Genomic DNA, 17,229 nt, shown 5'->3' with positions numbered 1-17,229 from the left:
CGGGAAAGATGACAAATCGCAGAGAAACGGAAAGAATAGACCCGGTAAGATATTTCTCAATATCGTGCAGTGAAACAAAGCATTACGCCGACCAGCAGACTGTTCGCCATCTTCACGCGACATGTAACGCCCATTATTTAGCGTATATACTCAACCAGACAGGATAAAAAATGACGCGGAGCAGGAGGAAAGCCATGCCCGGGCGCTTTGAACTGAAACCTACCCTGGCGAAAATCTGGCACGCCCCGGATAACTTTCGCATTATGGACCCGCTGCCGCTCATGCATCGTCGGGGAATCATCATCGCCGCCCTGCTGATGATTATCGGCTTTCTGCTGCCTGCGAACGACGAGCAGCCTGTCTCCTCAACCAGCCGCGAAGCGCAGCTGGATTTGCAGTCCCAGTCACAGCCGTCCTCTTCCGGGCAGGCGTTCCCGGTACAAAATCAACAGACCGCGCCCGCGCTTAACGAACCGCAGCAGACGGCCCCTCTTGAGCCGGAGCCGGTGCAGGAGCAGCCGCAGGATGAGGTGCAGGACGAGGCACAGGCGCCCGTATCTGCACCTGCCGCGGGCGGCATTGAACAGCAGTGGCGCAGCTATCGTATCGAACAGGGGAAAACGCTGGCGCAGCTTTTCCGCGACCATAACCTGCCGCCAACCGACGTCTACGCGATGGCGAAAGTGGAAGGGGCTGGCAAGCCGTTAAGCAGTTTGCAAAGCGGGCAGATGGTAAAAATCCGTCAGAACGCCAGCGGCGTGGTCACCGGACTGACCATTGAAGGCGCAGATGGCCAGGTGCTGTTCACCCGGCAACAGGATGGCAGCTTTATTCGCGCTCGCTAATGAGTTACCCCGGCGCGCCGGGGTAACGCTTATCTTATGCGGCTTTCCTGCCGACTTTATTCACCCACCAGATGCCGGAGCAGACCAGCACCAGCGCAACCGCATATTTCCATTCGAGAATATTTTCCCCCAGGAACATAGCCGACAACAGCACGCCTGAGACCGGGATCAGGAAGTTGAACGGCGCAATCATGCTTACGCGGTTGTACTTGAGCAGTACGCTCCACAGCGCGAAGGCGATAGAGGAGAGCAGCGTCAGGTAGCCCAGAATAGCGACCGAGGCGATGCCGTGTACCGCCAGCGAACCGCCAAAAATATAGCCGCCCACCGTTAGCGCCACCCCGCCAAATGCCAATTGGTAGCCCGTCATGACCATCGGATCGATAGTCTGGGAGAGGCGTTTACCGTAGAGCGTAGACGCCGACAGAATCAGCGCCGCCAGCATCACAAACCCGTCCCCCATCAGGCTAAAGCTGAAATCCAGCAGGCCGTTGCTGAGGTTAACCACCATCACGCCGGCAAAGCCCAGCACGCAGCCGAGGGTTTTGTTATAGCTCAGCTTATCGTTGTGGTAGATAAAGTGCGCCAGCAGCACGCTAAAGAAGGTGCCGGTGGCATTAATGATCGAGCCTTTTACGCCGGTAGTGAAAGCAAGGCCGATATAAAAGAAGGTGTATTGCAGCGAGGTTTGCGTCAGCCCCAGAAGCACAAGCTGCCCGTACTGGCGAGGCGCCAGAATAGTCAGCGGCCTGCGCTGGGCGGCGGCAAGCATCAGCAGCAGCAATCCGGCGAAGATAAAACGATAACCGGCGAAGACGATCTTTGAGGGGATATCGTCCGCGGCAATCTGGAAAATTTCATAGCCGCTCTTGATCGCCGGATAGGCGCTTCCCCACAGCAGACAACATAGCGCCGCACCCGCATAGGCCGCATGCTTGCGGGCAAAAAGCGGCGGCTGGCAGACATTTTCCATGCTTGCACCATTTCAAAATAACGTTTTATTTTGGATTATCGCGGAAAGGATAAGGAATAGCTATGAAGAAAACCGGGAAGCGGGAAGGCGCACGCAGAAAAGCAAAACGCCGGCACAGGGCCGGCGTTTTTACGCAACGTCAGAAACTGAATTACTCAGCAACAACGTTAACGATCAGTTTAGCGAATACTTCGCTGTGAACCTGGAAGTCCACTTCGTGTTCGCCAGTGGTACGCAGAACGCCGTTCGGCAGACGAACTTCGCTCTTAGCCACTTCAACGCCAGCTGCAGTTACAGCGTCAGCGATGTCGCGAGTACCGATGGAACCGAACAGTTTACCTTCGTCGCCAGCTTTAGACGCGATGGTTACAGTTTCCAGGGCGTTGATTTTCTCAGCGCGTGCATTGGCAGCAGCCAGAACGTCAGCCAGTTTAGCTTCCAGTTCAGCGCGACGTGCTTCGAAGTATTCAACGTTTTTCTTGGTAGCCGGAACAGCTTTACCCTGCGGTACCAGGAAGTTACGAGCATAGCCCGCTTTAACGTTAACCTGATCACCCAGGCTACCCAGGTTTGCTACTTTATCAAGCAGAATAACTTGCATTACCTTATCCTCTCAAAGTCGTATTAATGGACCGTGACCGATTACTGATGACGATCAGTGTACGGCAGCAGGGACAGGTAGCGAGCGCGTTTGATAGCGCGAGCCAGCTGACGCTGGTATTTTGCACGGGTACCGGTGATACGGCTCGGGACAATCTTACCGCTTTCGGTGATGTAGTTTTTCAGCGTAGCGATATCTTTATAGTCGATCTCTTGAACGCCTTCCGCGGTGAAACGGCAGAACTTGCGACGACGGAAATAACGTGCCATTTGGCTAGTCTCCAGAATCTATCAATTCAATCTGCTCGGCATGCAGAACCATTTTGCTCAGGCCGTTCTTTGCCTTGTGGCAAGAGATGAACCCCTGAACGGTTATGCTGCTGCCGACCGTTATACTGTGAGTAATGGCCTGGTTTTCGTGTCCGCTAATGATAACGGGCATTTGGCACCATGCCTGCCGGTGAAAACCGGCTTCCTCCTGCACCGAACGATGCTCAAGCATCAACTGGCAGTGAGGAATTCCTGACGGGCTGACCTTACGAAGTGGGGTCCTGCATACAATGCCGGACAGCACCAGACGGTTGGTCATCAGGATTACTCTTCAGAATCCCCAGCATCAGCATCGTCTGCGGTTTCGTTGGCGAAATCATCGCGACGCTCACGGCGCTCGTCTTTCGCTTTAACCATCGGAGATGCTTCGGTAACAGCGTGCTTAGTACGCATTACCATGCTACGGATAACGGCATCGTTGAAGCGGAAAGTCGTTTCCAGCTCATCGATAACTTCCTGCGGTGCTTCAACGTTCAGCAGAACGTAGTGAGCTTTGTGCAGTTTGTTGATCGGGTAAGCCAGCTGACGGCGGCCCCAGTCTTCCAGACGGTGGATCTTGCCTTCTGCACCAGTGATGGCAGCAGAGTAACGCTCGATCATGCCCGGAACCTGTTCGCTCTGGTCAGGATGGACCATAAAAACGATTTCGTAATGACGCATCGAATTGCTCCTTACGGATTATTCAGCCTCCTGTCTGGGTCAGCCGAGGCCCGGGGAGGCAAGGAACGTGTTAAAGGTCGGCTGAAAAATTGACGCGTCATAATACTTATCTACCCCACCAAACTCAAGCTGATTGCGTAAATAATTCGCACTAAGCGCAAAGCTGCTCTACAACGGCGAATTAAAATTAACCATCATGCGTTACGGCAATTTTTTGAACGACTGCATCAGAAATGGTCGCGATAGGTTTTGCCGCAAACGCGTAGACTTTAAACAAACCTCAAGACGACGGGAGGATGCATGTTCTGACGGTCTCGGTGTAAGCAGTTTTGGAGCGCAATACTATGAAAAACATCGCAATATTACTTACGGCGCTGCTTATCAGCGCAAACGCGGCAGCGGCCATCAATAGTGACGGTCAGCAAGCCCAAAATATGGATGATGTGCGAAGCCTGGGCGTTATTTACATTAATCATAAACTCGCCACGGACAGCGAAGCAGATCGCACACTAAAAGAAGAAGCAGAAGCCAGGGGAGAGAAATATTACCACTCTGCTCTGTTCCGCCTGGCTGGCAGCCGCGGTGTTATTGCCGCCGGTGCCGATATTTATCGCTAGACGCAGACAGTTTACCCTTGCCATCACAATTTCGCCCCCGCAAAGCGGGGGCTTTTTTTGCCTGAAAATGGCCCCGGACGACCGGTTACGTTCACCCGAAGATGAGGTTATCCGGGGCGCTATCCTTTACTTCTGCCCGTAGTAGGCGTTGGGGCCATGCTTGCGCATGAAATGTTTGTCCATTAACCAGCCGTCGATGGGCTTAAGCTGCGGATTAATCCCGCGCGCAATCCACGCCATTCGCGCTACCTCTTCCATGACAACGGCGTTATGTACGGCATCGGCGGCATCCTTACCCCACGCGAAGGGGCCGTGCTGATACACCACTACTCCCGGCGTATGCAGCGGTTCAACATCGCCCAGCGTTTCAACGATCACCTTGCCGGTATTCGACTCATACGCCTCTGCCACCTCTTCCGCGCTTAGCCCCCGGGTACAGGGAATGTCGCCATAGAAGTAGTCAGCATGCGTCGTACCGAGCGCCGGAATCGGCAGCCCCGCCTGAGCCCAGGCCGTCGCATGCGTTGAGTGGGTGTGAACAATGCCGCCAAGCGACGGATAGCGCAGATAGAGCGCCAGATGCGTCGCGGTATCGGATGAGGGACGATAGCGCCCTTCCACCACCTTGCCATCTATATCGACAACGACCATATCCTCCGCCGACATGGTTTCATAGGCGACGCCGCTGGGCTTGATTACTACAAGGCCACGCGCGCGATCGATGGCGCTCACGTTCCCCCAGGTAAAGGTCACCAGCCCATGACGCGGCAAGTCCATATTGGCCTCGAACACCTGCTGCTTTAGCTTTTGCATTATGCCGCCTCCACCAGGCCTGCACGGGCCATACGCGCCTTCACCCAGTCGCGGGCTTTCGCCACTTCCGCTATCGGGTCTTCCGCCGTTTCACTCCACATCTCAATCAGATACGGACCGCAGTAGCCGCTTTGCCTGAGCGTGGCGAAGCAGCTTTCGAAATCCACGACGCCTGTGCCGAAAGGAACATTTTTAAATACCCCCGGGCGGGTGTCTTTAACATGCACCGCCACGATATGCCCGGCACCAGCCAGCAGCTCCATCTGCACGTCGTTATCCCAGGCGGAAAGGTTGCCGATATCAGGGTAGAGCTGAAACCACGGGTTGTTCAGGTAGTGGGCATAGCCCAACGCCTTGCTGATGGAGTTCATCAGGGGATAATCCATGATCTCCATCGCCAGCGTCACCTGCGCGCGGCTGGCCATCTCAACGCTCTCTTTCAGGCCGTCACGGAAACGGCGACGCGTTTCATCGTTGGCCTCCTGATAGTAGACATCGTAACCCGCAAGCTGAATCACCCGAATGCCGACATCCTGTGCGAACGCGATGGCCTTGCGCATGATCTCCAGCCCCGTGGCGCGGATTGCATCGTCTTCGCTCCCCAGCGGAAAGCGCCGGTGCGCGCTCAGACACATGGACGGCACGCGCACGCCCGTTTCAGCAATGGCCTGCACCAGCGCCAGCCGCTCTTCCCGGCTCCAGTCCAGACGCGCCAGCCGCAGATCGGTTTCATCAACTGACATTTCGACAAAATCGAACCCTAACTGTTTTGCCAGCTGCAGCCGTTCCAGCCAGCACTCCCCGGCGGGGAGCGCTTTTTCATAGATACCAAGCGGATTCTGTTTCGACAGCATATCCACTCCTTAACCCCATAGCTGGGCGATGGAGCGTTTGAACTGCCGGGCGGCTTCCACCGGTGAAGCCGCATCGCGGATGCTGCGACCGGCGATAAAGACATGGATCGGAATGCCCTTGAACAGCGGGAGATCCTCCAGCGCCAGGCCGCCCGTCACCGTTACTTTGAAGCCCATGTCCGCCAGGCGTTTAATGGCGCTGATATCCGCCTCGCCCCAGGCGACGCCTGCCGCCTGCGCATCACGGCTGCGGTGGTACACCACCTGCTGAATGCCCGCGTCGCGCCACTGCTGCGCCTGCTCCCAGGTCCAGAAGCCGGTCAGTTCAATTTGCACGTCGCCGTTGAACTCTTTCGCCACGTCCAGCGCGCCTTTCGCGGTATTGATATCGGCGCAGCAGATGACGGTGACCCAATCGGCGTTAGCCTCAAAACACATTCTGGAGAGGATTTTCCCGGCGTCGGCGATTTTAGCGTCCGCCAGAACAATTTTATGCGGATAGAGCGCCTTAAGGTCGCGTACTGCGCGCACCCCTTCGCCAACGCATAAAATGGTGCCGACCTCGATGATATCCACCTCTTCGGCAATTAAACGGGTAGTTTCATAAGCGTCAGACAGCGTCTGGTTATCCAGCGCTACCTGCAACATCGGTAAATCAGACATGGTTAATGCTCCTTATGCCGCCGCCGTGGCGTTATCAATCAGTTCCAGCACTTCCTGCGCGGTACGGCAGGCGCGCAAACGGTCAAAATTCTCTTCATCTTCAAACAGATTGACGATCTGCATGATCCCTTCCTCCTGGTGCGTGCGCGCATCTACCGCCGCCAGGGTGATAAGAATATCGACCGGATCGTTGTCTTCATGGTTAAAGGCGAGAGGCGTTTTTAGCGTCACCAGCGCGAAGCCATTTTTCTTCACCCCCTCCTCAGGACGCCCGTGCGGCATGGCAAGCCCGGGCGCGATCACAAAGTAGGGACCGAACCGCGCTACGCCATCCAGAATCGCCTGGTAGTAACAGGGCTCGACAACATCCGCCTCTACCAGTAAATCCACGCCAATCTTCACGGCTTCCTGCCAGGTGCTGGCTTCGGCCTGCAGGCGAATAGCGTTATTTTCCGCCAGCGAATCTCGTAGTTTCATGGCGAATCCTTATTTCACATCCTGCGGAAAATGGGCGCCGATCACTTCCATTAGCTTCGGGCCAAAATCCGCAGCGGAGAGCATATTGCGAACCCCAACGACATATTTGTTGCCGCTGACTTCAATTTCGCTGGCGACGTGAGTAGACGCGATAATAATGTCCGCTCCGTTGAGCTCGCTCTTATATTCCCCTACCGCACAACTGTTTACCGTGTGATCGACCTTCTGCTGGGTAAGGAACTGGTCGACTTTCATTTTCATAATCATGGAGCTGCCTTGCCCACAGCCGCATACGGCAAGAATACGAACGGTCATAATTAAACTCCTTGTTAAACAGTGTGTTCTGTCAGTTGTTTTTCCGCGTCTTCCTCAGCGCGCAGAGCGCGTCCGGCGAAGAACATATAAGCCAGTGCAATCAGAATAATGACGGCCATAAACACCAGGCCAAGCGACGCGAACCCTTGCATCATCGGCGGTGCCAGAATTGACCTGTCTGCCATCCCCATCCACGCGCTCATGCCGGTCAGTTTTACCGCCCATACGCAGCCAAAGATTTCGATCATGCCCATCACCAGGCAGATCTTGATAGCCGCACGCCAGCCGCCAAAATGGTTAGCGAAGACGCCAATGGTGGCGTTGGAGAAGAACATGGGGATAAAGCCAGGAATGATCAGGATAGAGGAGCCGCACCCAACAAGGATGCCCACCGCAATAAGCTGCCCAATGGTGCCCCACATAAAGCCCCATACCACCGCGTTGGGCGCGAAGCTATAGATAGCCGCGCAGTCAATGGCCAGTACGGCGCCGGGAATTAAACGCTGTGAAATTCCGTTAAAGGCCTCTGACAGTTCCGCCACGAACATGCGCACGCCCTGAGTGATGATGAAAATCGCCACCGCGAACTGAAAGCCGGTTTGCAGGATATAGATGGACCAGTGTGTCGCCCCGGCCATTGCCTGGAGCGTATCAAGGCCGAACGAAAGGAGGATTGCGCCAAAAAAGACCGTCATGACAATGGCGGTGGAGACGATGTTGTCATGGAAAATGTTAAGCCAGCCGGGCAGTTTCAGCTCTTCGACGCTCTCTTCTTTTTTGCCCAGCCAGGGCGCAACTTTGTAAGCTATCCACGAGGCAAACTGCTGCTGATGGCCGATGGAAAAACCGCAGTTATCCGTGACCTCCTGCGTAGGTTTAAACATCATATTGGAGGTAATACCCCAATAGAGCGAAACCAGCACCGCGGTACAGATAATCGTGGTCCACATGGAGTAGCCGAAGATAAAAAAGAACACCGCGATCAGCCCGGCCTGCTGGAACATGATATGCCCGGTGAGCATGATGGTGCGAATACCGGTAATGCGGCGCAGCAGGACGTAAATGATGTTTAACGCCAGCGCGAGAAGCACCGCGTACCCGACCCAGCTGTACGCCTCGCCCATCCGTTCGATGGTCGCCATCATAGAGGCGTAAGTGTCAGAGATAGCGCCGTTAATGCCGTAAACCTCGGACATTTTGGCGACAACAGGCTTAAACGTGCTGGTCAGTATCCCTGACCCTGCCTGCAAGAGCATAAAGCCGATTATCGTCTTTATCGTTCCCTTCACGATAACGCTGGCGCTTTTACGCAGCAGGATATAACCGATGCAGGTCACGATACCCAGTAACAACGGGGCATTCGTCATAACCTGGTTAAAAAAACGGTGAAGATGTTGTAGAGGATCTCCATAACTCGCTCCAGTATCAAATTGCCGCATCTGCGCAACACAGCAGAAAGAGATGTCACTCTATCAATCACAAATAATCACCAAAAGATTGGATATGATTATTTGTGATGTATCACGCAAATTATTTGCTGATTTGCACTGATGAATACATCGCCGCTATTACATCAATTAAAAAAATATTCAAAATCATAAATATAAACACGAAAAGCAACTTCACCCGGCGGCGGAGATGGTTGTTTACCTCGCTGTTGCCGCGCTTTTTTAGGCCGTTACCCCCATTGCAACCGTGATAAAACTATGAAAATATAAATCATAAGTTGTCATTTTATGATTGTTAATGAATGTAACGGCAAGGAGCGAACGATGAGTAAGATTGACACCATTACACGGGAATCGTGGATACTGAGCACCTTCCCGGAGTGGGGAAGCTGGCTGAATGAAGAGATCGAACAAGAGCGCGTAGCGCCGGGCACCTTTAGCTATGTGGTGGCTGGGGTGTACCGGTATATGGCTAAAATCGGAAGGCGGCGCGAATGTGTGCGTCGATTTCTGGTGCGGTACGGGCAAACAGACGCACGGCAATCCGCTCATGAAAACGGGCCATCAGATGCAACGTATGGCGGGGGTTAAAAAGCTGCAGCCCAACCTGCGCACGACGCCGTTTGTTCTCGATCCGTTTGCTATTCGCCAGGTAGATGCCATCCTTGCGACCCACGATCATAACGATCATATTGATGTCAATGTCGCCGCTGCCGTGCTGCAAAACTGCGCGGATGACGTGCCGTTTATCGGGCCGCAAACCTGTGTCGATCTGTGGGTTGGCTGGGGCGTGCCGAAATCACGCTGCATCGTGGTGAAACCCGGCGACGTGGTGAAAGTAAAAGATATTGAAATTCACGCGCTTGATGCCTTTGACCGCACGGCATTAATTACCCTTCCCCCGGAGCAAAAAGCGGCGGGCGTCTTACCCGACGGTATGGATCTGCGTGCGGTTAACTATCTCTTTAAAACGCCGGGCGGCACGCTCTACCACAGCGGTGATTCGCACTATTCCAACTACTACGCCAAACACGGCAATGAGCATCATATTGACGTGGCGCTCGGCTCCTACGGCGAGAACCCACGGGGCATTACCGACAAAATGACCAGCGCGGATATCCTGCGTATGGCGGAGTCGTTGAAGGCGAAAGTGGTTATCCCTTTCCACCACGATATCTGGTCCAATTTCCAGGCCGATCCGCAGGAGATCCGCGTGCTGTGGGAAATGAAAAAAGACCGGTTGCAGTACGGCTTTAAGCCCTTTATCTGGCAGGTTGGCGGCAAATTCACCTGGCCGCTCGACAAGGATAATTTTGAGTACCATTACCCGCGCGGCTTTGATGACTGCTTTACCATTGAGCCAGATTTACCGTTTAAATCATTCCTGTAAGAAAAGCGGGCATGGAAACATGCCCGCCACTGCCCCGTTGATATTGTGCACTTACTTTTAGTATTTTCAGGCTATTTCAAATATCATCTTTCGACATCATTTATTATCGGAATAGCTCATGACGGAAGCGCAACGACATCAAATACTGCTGGATAAACTGGCGCAAACGGGCTTCATCACGGTGGAGCAAGTCATCGCCAGCCTTGGTGTTTCGCCTGCGACGGCTCGCCGTGACATCAATAAGCTTGATGAGAGCGGTAAATTAAAAAAAGTGCGCAACGGCGCAGAGGCTATCAGCCAGCAACGCTCGCGCTGGACGCCAATGAATATTCACGAGGCGCTACATCACGATGAGAAGGTGCGTATCGCCAAGGCCGCTTCGCAGCTGGTTAACCCGGGCGAAAGCGTAGTCATCAACTGCGGTTCAACCGCCTTTTTGCTTGGCCGCGAAATGTGCGGTAAACCGGTGCAAATCATCACTAATTATCTGCCTCTCGCTAACTACCTGATTGATCAGGAGCATGAGAGCGTGGTGATCATGGGCGGGCAGTACAATAAAAGCCAGTCGATTACCCTTGGCCCGCAGAGCAGTGAAAACAGCCTTTATGCCGGGCACTGGATGTTCACCAGCGGCAAAGGACTGACGGCAGAAGGGCTTTATAAAACCGATATGCTTACCGCCATGGCCGAGCAGAAGATGCTCAATATGGTCGGTAAGCTGGTGGTGCTGGTCGATAGCAGCAAAGTCGGCGAACGGGCAGGCATGCTGTTTAGCAGCGCCGAGCAGATAGACTTAGTGATTACCGGTAAACAGGCCAACCCCGACATCCTCAGCAGGCTGGAGGATCAAGGGGTGAAAATTATGCGCGTGTAGCGGCTTCACTCAGAGGTGACGGGAGAAAAAACGCACCGTCGCCTCCAGCGCATCGGGGGTAATACGGTGTTTAACCCCCGCCTCCCACAGGCAGGTGAGCTGTTTATCCAGCTTCTGTTCTGACATCGCCTGCTGCAGGCGCAGGGTCTCAACGGCAGGCACGACATCATCCTCTTCACCGTGCCATAGCAGGAGCGGCCGATCCGCAAGCGTCGACAGCTGCGAGGAAACATCCCATTTTGCCAGCGGCGCGGTGATAGCATCGAAGCGTGCCTGCTCTTCCGGCGACGTTACCGTAAGGGGCGGAAAGAGGCTGCGCGACAGCGTTGAGAAATAGCCCGACCCCATCAGGCTCGCCACGCAGCGAATCTGGGGGAACTGCGTCATCAGGCCAAGCGCCGTCATCCCGCCCATTGAAGCGCCGCCAACCGCCAGACGATCGGCGTCAACTAACCGCCGGGCATGGAGCGCTGCGCAAAGCCCGGCAAACTCATTGAAATTGCCCTGCAGGATTTGCCAGAAATGGGATAAGCGCTGCCGGGCATCGCCGTTAAAACGGGCGCCATGCTCTGGCGCATCCGGCATAATGACCCGCATCCCCGCCTGTGCAAGCGCCACCGCGAAATAGCTGTATACCAGTTTGGATGAGGTAAACCCGTGGTAGAAAATAACACAGGGTAACGGCTCCACGCTTTTCCCCGTCGGAAAGGCATGCAGCGTTTCGATATTCGCAAAATGAGTTACTTCGAGTTCAACCATTATTCCCCCGTGATCTATAGTGCAGATATGCCACCGGTCTTTAAACGATGCAAGCGGGAATATGTCAGCGATTTTCTTTTGTCCACACAAAAATTACGCCTGGATCGCATTTTCATTCGAAAGTCTGGCGCCTGAGCGCAAAATGGGAACATTCCCCCTAATACAGATTTATTACCTCACTACACTATGGCTATCAGGAGACATAAAAGATGATTCGCTGGTTCATCCCTTTTATTTTGGCGCTGTTGTTAAGCGGATGTAGCGTGCTGGAAGGTAAGCCGCAACCCGCGCCGCCAGTAAGCGATCGTCCGCAGGAAATTAGTCGCAATCAGACGCAGGGCCTGCAGGAGATTGGCGCATTCAGCGTGACGGTGCTCGGTTCGCCGATGGATGTGGAAGATGAAATTAAAGCCAGAGCCACCGACGCCAAAGCTGATTACTACGTCATATTAATGATGGATGACACTGTACTTCCGGGCCGCTGGTATGCAAGAGCGCTGTTATATCGTCAATAACGCGTAACGGCTTGCGGGTTTAAGGAAGATTTACACTGATTTGCGTCCTTTTATGTTTGCCTGTGCACAATGGAATGTATGGATTTTCGCGCGAAGGAGTGCCCTGTCATCAATCGGGGTAACGTGAAATGGAGCGGATATGAAACGATCTCTTGCCTTAAACTCACTGTTGTTTTCTCCGGGGCTATCCGGCGCAGCAGCGCAGTCAGCAGAGTTCGCGAGTGCGGACTGCGTTACCGGGCTGAATGAAATCGGTCTGATTTCTGTTGATAACATCTTTGGCAGCCCCCAGGATGTTGAACGGGTCATCGCGCTGAAAGCGGATGAACAGGGCGCGTCCTGGTACCGCATTATTCATATGCAGGAAGAGCAGCGGGTTGATAACTGGCGCGCGCAGGCCATTCTGTACGCCTGACGGCCCTTTAAACAGCAGCATTGGGATCGTTGCCCGGGTAGCGACAGCGCCCCCGGACTCCCGGATGTGGGCGACAGGGTTTAAATCAGCCAACGCCGCCCGTCGCGCGCCCGAGCACGTCTGCACGCACCTTTTCCTCTAGCGGAGTAACGCCGCGTGAGTCGAGCATCAGCCGACACCAGGCCTGGGCTACTGGCGGCGAGGCAAAGCGCAGCATCTGTGCGCCGGCGGCCAGCAAAAACAGCTGCTGAGTCACTTCGCATCCCTGGGTTTCATTGAGTTTATGCAGCCTTTGCTGTAGCTGTCGCCAGGCCCGATCGAAATGGCGATCCTGGCCTTTCACCGCGCCAAACTCCTCCTGCAGCATGGCATGAATGCCCGGCTGTTTACTGATGACCCGCAGCACATCCAGGCACATAATATTGCCGGCCCCTTCCCAGATACTGTTTACCGGCATTTCACGGTAGAGGCGCGGTAACTCGCTCTCTTCGCAGTACCCGATACCTCCCAGCACCTCCATCGCCTCCGCCACAAAAGGTATGCCAGCCTTACAGACGGCAAACTTGGCAACTGGGGTAAACAGCCGCGCCCATAGCGCCGCCTCTGGATTGGCCCGGTTATCCCATGCCCGCGCCAGGCGGAAGAGAAACGCGGTTTGCCCTTCAAGCTGTAACGCCATGCGGCTGAGCACTTCACGCATCATCGGCTGGTCAACAAGGTTTTTACCAAACGCCTGACGCTGATGGGCATGATACAGCGCCACCGAGAAGGCGCGCCGCATCAGGCCATGGCTACCCAGCGCACAGTCAAACCGCGTCAGGCCGCCCATTTTGAGGATCTGCCGGACGCCATCGCCCTCTTCACCCAGCAGCCAGCCGTGAGCGTCGGGAAACTCGGCTTCGCTGCTGGCATTGGAACGATTGCCCATTTTCTCTTTTAGCCTTTCCAGACGAACAGTGTTTCGCTGTCCATCCGGCAAAAAACGCGGGACGAAAAAGCAGGAGAGTCCCCCTTTCGCCTGCGCCAGCACCAGATGCGCATCGCTTTGCGGCACCGAGAAAAACCATTTATGCCCCACCAGCCGGTAAAAATCGCCGCATTTATCGGCCCGGGTGGTGTTGCTGAGAACATCCGATCCCCCCTGCTTTTCGGTCATCCCCATGCCAATCAGCAAGCCCCGTTTCTGCCCACCGGGCGCGAGATGAGGATCGTAACGATCGCTTAATAAGGGGCCGATCCAGTCGGCAAACGGCGCGGGCAGGCACTGTTGCAGCAGCGGCGTAGCGGCAAACGTCATGGTGACAGGACACAGCGATCCCGCCTCGACCTGCGCGTGAAGAATAAAACGGGCGGCGCGGGCGACAAACGCCCCGCTGCGCGCGTCTTCCTGCCAGGCAAGATTATGTACCCGGTTGGCGCACAGCCCCTGCATCAGTAGATGCCAGGCCGGATGGAAACGCACATCGTCCAGCCGCGCTCCGGTCGCATCGTAGCGCAGCAGTTCAGGCGGATTAGCGTTCGCCAGCCTGCCGAGCTCCAGCGATTCCGCTGTACCCAGTTGCTGGCCGATACTGGCGAGCAGTTCAGCATCCCAACCGGCACCCTCACGCATTACGGCGTCGTACAGCGCGCGGTCTGAAAGGAAAAGGTTACTGTTATTAAGCGGCGTGGGCTGGTTGAAAACGGTGTGGGTTTGCCAGTGCATTGTGTCTCCCTCCGTTGCAAGCGGTAGCGAACAGTATGAACAGCTTTCCGCGATACTGAACGAAGGGAGGTCACAAAATGAGGATTAGCCCGCGATATAGTGCGGAACAAACCGCGAAGTATCTTTTGTAATCAGTGAATTATCTTCGCGGATGCCCATTCCCACCGCTTCATCATCCACAATCCAGCTACCCAACAGGGTATAGCTATCGCCAAAACGGGGCAGCGGCGCAAACGCCTGATAGATAACCGGTTCTTCGGCATAGTCGCCGTCGGCGCTATCGATGATATTTTGCATGCCGTCATAAATGGTGATGTTGCCCCCTTCGCGGGAAAAAAGCGGCTTCTGTACGTAGCTGCCGCCAGCGGGGATCGCGGGTGACTCGCCATCAAACCAGGCGGGCAGCAGGTTTGGATGGTCAGGGAAGTAACGCCACAGCAGCGGCAATAAGCCTTTGTTGCTTAAGATGCTTTTCCACAGCGGCTCAAGCCACTGCTCGCGGCGCTTACACAGCAGCGGGCCGTTTTCATCGCGCATCATCCACTCCAGCGGATAAAGCTTGAAAGCCCGGCGGATCACGTTGTCATCAAGGTCAGTAAGCACGCCGCCAACGCCAAGGCCAAGCTCTTCCACATAGAGAAAACGGGTATCCAGCCCGGCCTGGCGGGCGCAGTCCTCCAGATAGAGAACGGTACCGCGATCTTCCGTCGACTCCTGGCAGCAGCAGAAATAGAGCGGGTCGCTACCGTAGAGCTCGCCAAAGCGGGCAATCAGTTTGTCCTGAATAGCGTTGTACTGATCGGCATCGCGCGGAATAATGCCGGCACTGGCGGCATCCGTCATCCACAGCCACTGGAAATAGGCTGACTCATACAGCGAGGTAGGCGTATCGGCGTTGTACTCCAGCAGCTTCACCGGCCCGTTTCCACACCAGACAAAATCCATACGCCCATAGAGAGACGGATCCCCATCGCGCCAGCTCTGCGCGATGGCGTCCCAGTAAAGCGGCGGGATCGCCAGCTGCTCCATAATATGCTCATCCTTTACCGCCCGCCCGACGATATCCAGACACATCTGGTGCAGTTCTGCGGTGGGCTTTTCGATCTGCTCCTCAATCTGGCGCAGAGTGAAGCGATAAGCGCGACTTTCATCCCAGTAGACTTCGTCATCAATAATGTGAAAATCGAAGCCGTGGTCCTCGGCGATTTTATCAAGCCCGGGCCGGACCGGTACGTTATGGCGTAGCATCTTTAGCCTCCCCAGCTGCCGCGGGCGCTGGAGGAGCGGCCATAGCCGCCGCGTGAGACGGTCGCCACTTTTTTGGTGGCGTAGCCGGCGTGGCCGTCCGCCGAGGTACCTTTGTTCCCCGTTCGCCAGGTGTAGTCGCCCGCAGTGGTGCGCCATACCGCACGGGAGGCGTAAGAAGAGCCGCCGCTGCTGTAGGTGTACTCTTCGTCACGATCTTTACGTATCGCTTTGCTGAGCAGGAACCCGGTAAGCACCGGCGCCCAGCTGTTGGCAACGTTATCGTAGTAGCAGTGATCGTAAGTGTGCGCACACTGCGACTGTGACATGCGGTGCGGAATGCCAGCCTCGAATTTCGCTTTTGCGTTGTTCCAGGCGTCCGTACACAGCTGTGCGCTGTTGCCGTCGTTAACGCAGTCCTGCGGCGAGGTATAAAAAACGCCGTCCCCGTCGTTGTCGTTACTGCTGTCGCTGCTGCACCCTTTCAGTACAAAAAAGGCCGCGCCGCCCATAATCGCCAGAGTTAAAAAGCGCCCGCTTTTACGTCCTGACTGGCTATTCCTGTAGGTGCCGTTATAGCGCTGCCCCCGGCTCTGCGCCGGCGACATGACAGGTTTATTCTGTCTTCTCTGTTTTTTCTTGCCATGATCGTCCATTACCATGTCATACACGCTGCGTTAAAAATACCGCCTGCCAGCGCCGCGGTGCCCATAAATAACCCGGCGGCGAAGTTGCGGTTAATGATCTTTTCACTCAGCTTCGGCATATACAGGCGCACGCCGCCGTAAACCAGAAGCTGCACAATAAGCGCAATAAAGCCCCATGCGAGGTAATCGGGAATGCTGACGGAGTTAATCGCCGCGCTGGATAACGGAATAACGTAGCCCAGCAGCGTGCCGCTAAAGGCCAGCGAGGCCGCAAAGTTATTATTTTTGATCAGTTGCCATTCATCATGCGGCGTCACGCGTGAATAGACGAAAAGAAAAACCATAACCATTGCCAGACCAATAAAAAAGTAAGAGCAAAACGCCAGCAGTGAATCCAGGATATGCATATTTTTTTCCTTAAATTAGCCAATAACGCTCAATGAGGTCAGGGGAATATCAACGCCTAACGCCCGGGAAAAGAGCCACTCCGGCTGGTTTCTGTCGTTAAATGTCTCTTCGCCATTAAGCAGCAGATACTCATACAGGCCGTCAGCCGCCTCGCGTTGGTACGCCATCATAAAGTTATGAATTTCCCAACGCGCGCCCGCGGGGTTTTCCACCTTTTCGAGGGTGTAAATCGGCTCGATATTGCCTGCTTCTTCTTCGTTGAATACCCGCTGCCAGCAATGGTCGGCCCACTGCAATCGGCGCGCGCCCATGGATTTGGCGCTAATCCGCTCAAGCCACGCCTTCTGACCAGAGATCCCGTCGCTATCCTCGTAAACGAAAAGCTTAATATCATCGATATTCTCCGCGCCCTGGCCGCCGGAGGTGCTAATTTGCAGGAACTCATCCCCCGTCGTGTAATAGCGGTAAAGCGTGCACCCTGCGCCAAGATCGAATGTTCCGCAGGCACCGATGGTGTACTCTTCGCCGGGCAGTTCCACCAGTAGCTGGTCAGCGCACAGGCGAAACATCATCACGTCGAGGGTAAAGCCCGCATTGACATGCAGGCCGAGGGGGCCGCGCGCAGGGCCTGGCTGCGCGGGCTTGCCGAAAAGATTTTTGAACAATCCCAGCATTT

General features: G+C 55.0%; 21 protein-coding genes and 2 pseudogenes. 6 read left to right on the top strand and 17 right to left on the bottom strand.

Features of this window, described 5'->3' with window-relative positions; all coding sequences use genetic code 11:
• Positions 1–194 precede the first annotated feature (194 nt).
• Positions 195–845: a LysM-like peptidoglycan-binding domain-containing protein gene (locus ENTHG_RS15215; RefSeq protein WP_044181366.1), complete on the top strand. Its 651-nt coding sequence runs from the start codon at positions 195–197 to the stop codon at positions 843–845.
• A gap of 34 nt (positions 846–879) precedes the next feature.
• On the opposite strand, the gene ENTHG_RS15210 is transcribed toward ENTHG_RS15215, so the two are convergent.
• From ENTHG_RS15210 to rpsF, 5 genes are all read right to left on the bottom strand, one after another.
• Positions 880–1,818 (bottom strand): DMT family transporter, encoded by a 939-nt coding sequence (locus ENTHG_RS15210; protein WP_044181363.1) that lies wholly within the window; start codon positions 1,816–1,818, stop codon positions 880–882.
• Positions 1,819–1,969: 151 nt separating this feature from the next.
• Complete coding sequence (rplI, locus tag ENTHG_RS15205) at positions 1,970–2,419, bottom strand: 50S ribosomal protein L9 (protein ID WP_044181360.1); 450 nt, start codon at positions 2,417–2,419, stop codon at positions 1,970–1,972.
• Positions 2,420–2,460: 41 nt separating this feature from the next.
• Positions 2,461–2,688 (bottom strand): 30S ribosomal protein S18, encoded by a 228-nt coding sequence (rpsR, locus tag ENTHG_RS15200; RefSeq protein ID WP_000135199.1) that lies wholly within the window; start codon positions 2,686–2,688, stop codon positions 2,461–2,463.
• 4 nt (positions 2,689–2,692) lie between these two features.
• A complete protein-coding gene (gene priB, locus ENTHG_RS15195; RefSeq protein ID WP_044181358.1) occupies positions 2,693–3,007 on the bottom strand; it encodes a primosomal replication protein N in 315 nt (104 codons plus the stop codon).
• A gap of 5 nt (positions 3,008–3,012) precedes the next feature.
• On the bottom strand, positions 3,013–3,408 hold the full coding sequence (gene rpsF, locus ENTHG_RS15190) for a 30S ribosomal protein S6 (protein WP_044181355.1): 396 nt from the start codon (positions 3,406–3,408) through the stop codon (positions 3,013–3,015).
• A 344-nt stretch (positions 3,409–3,752) separates the two neighbouring features.
• Between rpsF and ENTHG_RS15185 the strand changes: the two genes are divergently transcribed.
• Positions 3,753–4,025 (top strand): DUF1471 domain-containing protein, encoded by a 273-nt coding sequence (locus ENTHG_RS15185; protein ID WP_044181353.1) that lies wholly within the window; start codon positions 3,753–3,755, stop codon positions 4,023–4,025.
• A 126-nt stretch (positions 4,026–4,151) separates the two neighbouring features.
• Here the strand turns inward: ENTHG_RS15185 and ENTHG_RS15180 are convergent, their stop codons facing one another.
• The 6 genes and pseudogenes from ENTHG_RS15180 to ulaA form a co-directional block, all read right to left on the bottom strand.
• Complete coding sequence (locus ENTHG_RS15180) at positions 4,152–4,838, bottom strand: L-ribulose-5-phosphate 4-epimerase (RefSeq protein ID WP_044181350.1); 687 nt, start codon at positions 4,836–4,838, stop codon at positions 4,152–4,154.
• Entirely contained in the window at positions 4,838–5,692 is an 855-nt protein-coding gene (locus ENTHG_RS15175; protein WP_044181347.1) for an L-ribulose-5-phosphate 3-epimerase, read from the bottom strand. The genes ENTHG_RS15180 and ENTHG_RS15175 overlap by 1 nt, the downstream gene beginning before the upstream one ends.
• 9 nt (positions 5,693–5,701) lie before the next feature.
• Complete coding sequence (gene ulaD, locus ENTHG_RS15170; protein WP_106403282.1) at positions 5,702–6,355, bottom strand: 3-keto-L-gulonate-6-phosphate decarboxylase UlaD; 654 nt, start codon at positions 6,353–6,355, stop codon at positions 5,702–5,704.
• Between the two features lie 12 nt (positions 6,356–6,367).
• Positions 6,368–6,832 carry a PTS ascorbate transporter subunit IIA gene (ulaC, locus tag ENTHG_RS15165; protein WP_044181346.1) on the bottom strand — a complete coding sequence of 155 codons (465 nt, stop codon included), beginning with the start codon at positions 6,830–6,832 and terminating at the stop codon, positions 6,368–6,370.
• Between the two features lie 9 nt (positions 6,833–6,841).
• Positions 6,842–7,147, bottom strand: coding sequence for a PTS ascorbate transporter subunit IIB (gene ulaB, locus ENTHG_RS15160; RefSeq protein ID WP_044181344.1), 306 nt, complete (start codon positions 7,145–7,147; stop codon positions 6,842–6,844).
• A gap of 14 nt (positions 7,148–7,161) precedes the next feature.
• Positions 7,162–8,558 (bottom strand): annotated as a pseudogene (ulaA, locus tag ENTHG_RS15155) (PTS ascorbate transporter subunit IIC).
• Positions 8,559–8,919: 361 nt separating this feature from the next.
• On the opposite strand from ulaA, the pseudogene ulaG reads away from it, so the two are divergent.
• A pseudogene (ulaG, locus tag ENTHG_RS15150) lies at positions 8,920–9,985 on the top strand (L-ascorbate 6-phosphate lactonase).
• A gap of 118 nt (positions 9,986–10,103) precedes the next feature.
• A complete protein-coding gene (gene ulaR / locus ENTHG_RS15145) occupies positions 10,104–10,859 on the top strand; it encodes an HTH-type transcriptional regulator UlaR (protein ID WP_044181342.1) in 756 nt (251 codons plus the stop codon).
• Positions 10,860–10,868: 9 nt separating this feature from the next.
• On the opposite strand, the gene yjfP is transcribed toward ulaR, so the two are convergent.
• Positions 10,869–11,618: an esterase gene (yjfP, locus tag ENTHG_RS15140; protein WP_044181340.1), complete on the bottom strand. Its 750-nt coding sequence runs from the start codon at positions 11,616–11,618 to the stop codon at positions 10,869–10,871.
• 209 nt (positions 11,619–11,827) lie between these two features.
• On the opposite strand from yjfP, the gene bsmA reads away from it, so the two are divergent.
• Both bsmA and yjfN read left to right on the top strand, forming a co-directional pair.
• Positions 11,828–12,133: a biofilm peroxide resistance protein BsmA gene (gene bsmA / locus ENTHG_RS15135; RefSeq protein WP_044181339.1), complete on the top strand. Its 306-nt coding sequence runs from the start codon at positions 11,828–11,830 to the stop codon at positions 12,131–12,133.
• A gap of 139 nt (positions 12,134–12,272) precedes the next feature.
• Positions 12,273–12,548 (top strand): DUF1471 family protease activator YjfN, encoded by a 276-nt coding sequence (yjfN, locus tag ENTHG_RS15130; RefSeq protein ID WP_044181336.1) that lies wholly within the window; start codon positions 12,273–12,275, stop codon positions 12,546–12,548.
• Positions 12,549–12,633: 85 nt separating this feature from the next.
• On the opposite strand, the gene ENTHG_RS15125 is transcribed toward yjfN, so the two are convergent.
• From ENTHG_RS15125 to ENTHG_RS15105, 5 genes are all read right to left on the bottom strand, one after another.
• Entirely contained in the window at positions 12,634–14,253 is a 1,620-nt protein-coding gene (locus ENTHG_RS15125; protein WP_044181333.1) for an isovaleryl-CoA dehydrogenase, read from the bottom strand.
• 84 nt (positions 14,254–14,337) lie between these two features.
• Complete coding sequence (locus ENTHG_RS15120; protein ID WP_044181330.1) at positions 14,338–15,501, bottom strand: glutathionylspermidine synthase family protein; 1,164 nt, start codon at positions 15,499–15,501, stop codon at positions 14,338–14,340.
• Positions 15,502–15,503: 2 nt separating this feature from the next.
• Positions 15,504–16,154 (bottom strand): DUF1190 domain-containing protein, encoded by a 651-nt coding sequence (locus ENTHG_RS15115; protein WP_052332720.1) that lies wholly within the window; start codon positions 16,152–16,154, stop codon positions 15,504–15,506.
• Positions 16,154–16,552: a DUF350 domain-containing protein gene (locus tag ENTHG_RS15110; RefSeq protein WP_044181326.1), complete on the bottom strand. Its 399-nt coding sequence runs from the start codon at positions 16,550–16,552 to the stop codon at positions 16,154–16,156. Before ENTHG_RS15110 ends, ENTHG_RS15115 begins: the two co-directional genes overlap by 1 nt.
• Positions 16,553–16,567: 15 nt before the next feature.
• Positions 16,568–17,227, bottom strand: coding sequence for a YjfK family protein (locus ENTHG_RS15105; RefSeq protein ID WP_044181324.1), 660 nt, complete (start codon positions 17,225–17,227; stop codon positions 16,568–16,570).
• Between the last annotated feature and the right edge of the window lie 2 nt (positions 17,228–17,229).

It is taken from the genome of Phytobacter massiliensis JC163, from assembly GCF_000321045.1.
In the GTDB taxonomy this organism is placed as follows: domain Bacteria; phylum Pseudomonadota; class Gammaproteobacteria; order Enterobacterales; family Enterobacteriaceae; genus Phytobacter_A; species Phytobacter_A massiliensis.
This window is presented reverse-complemented; position numbering and strand designations above follow the sequence as displayed.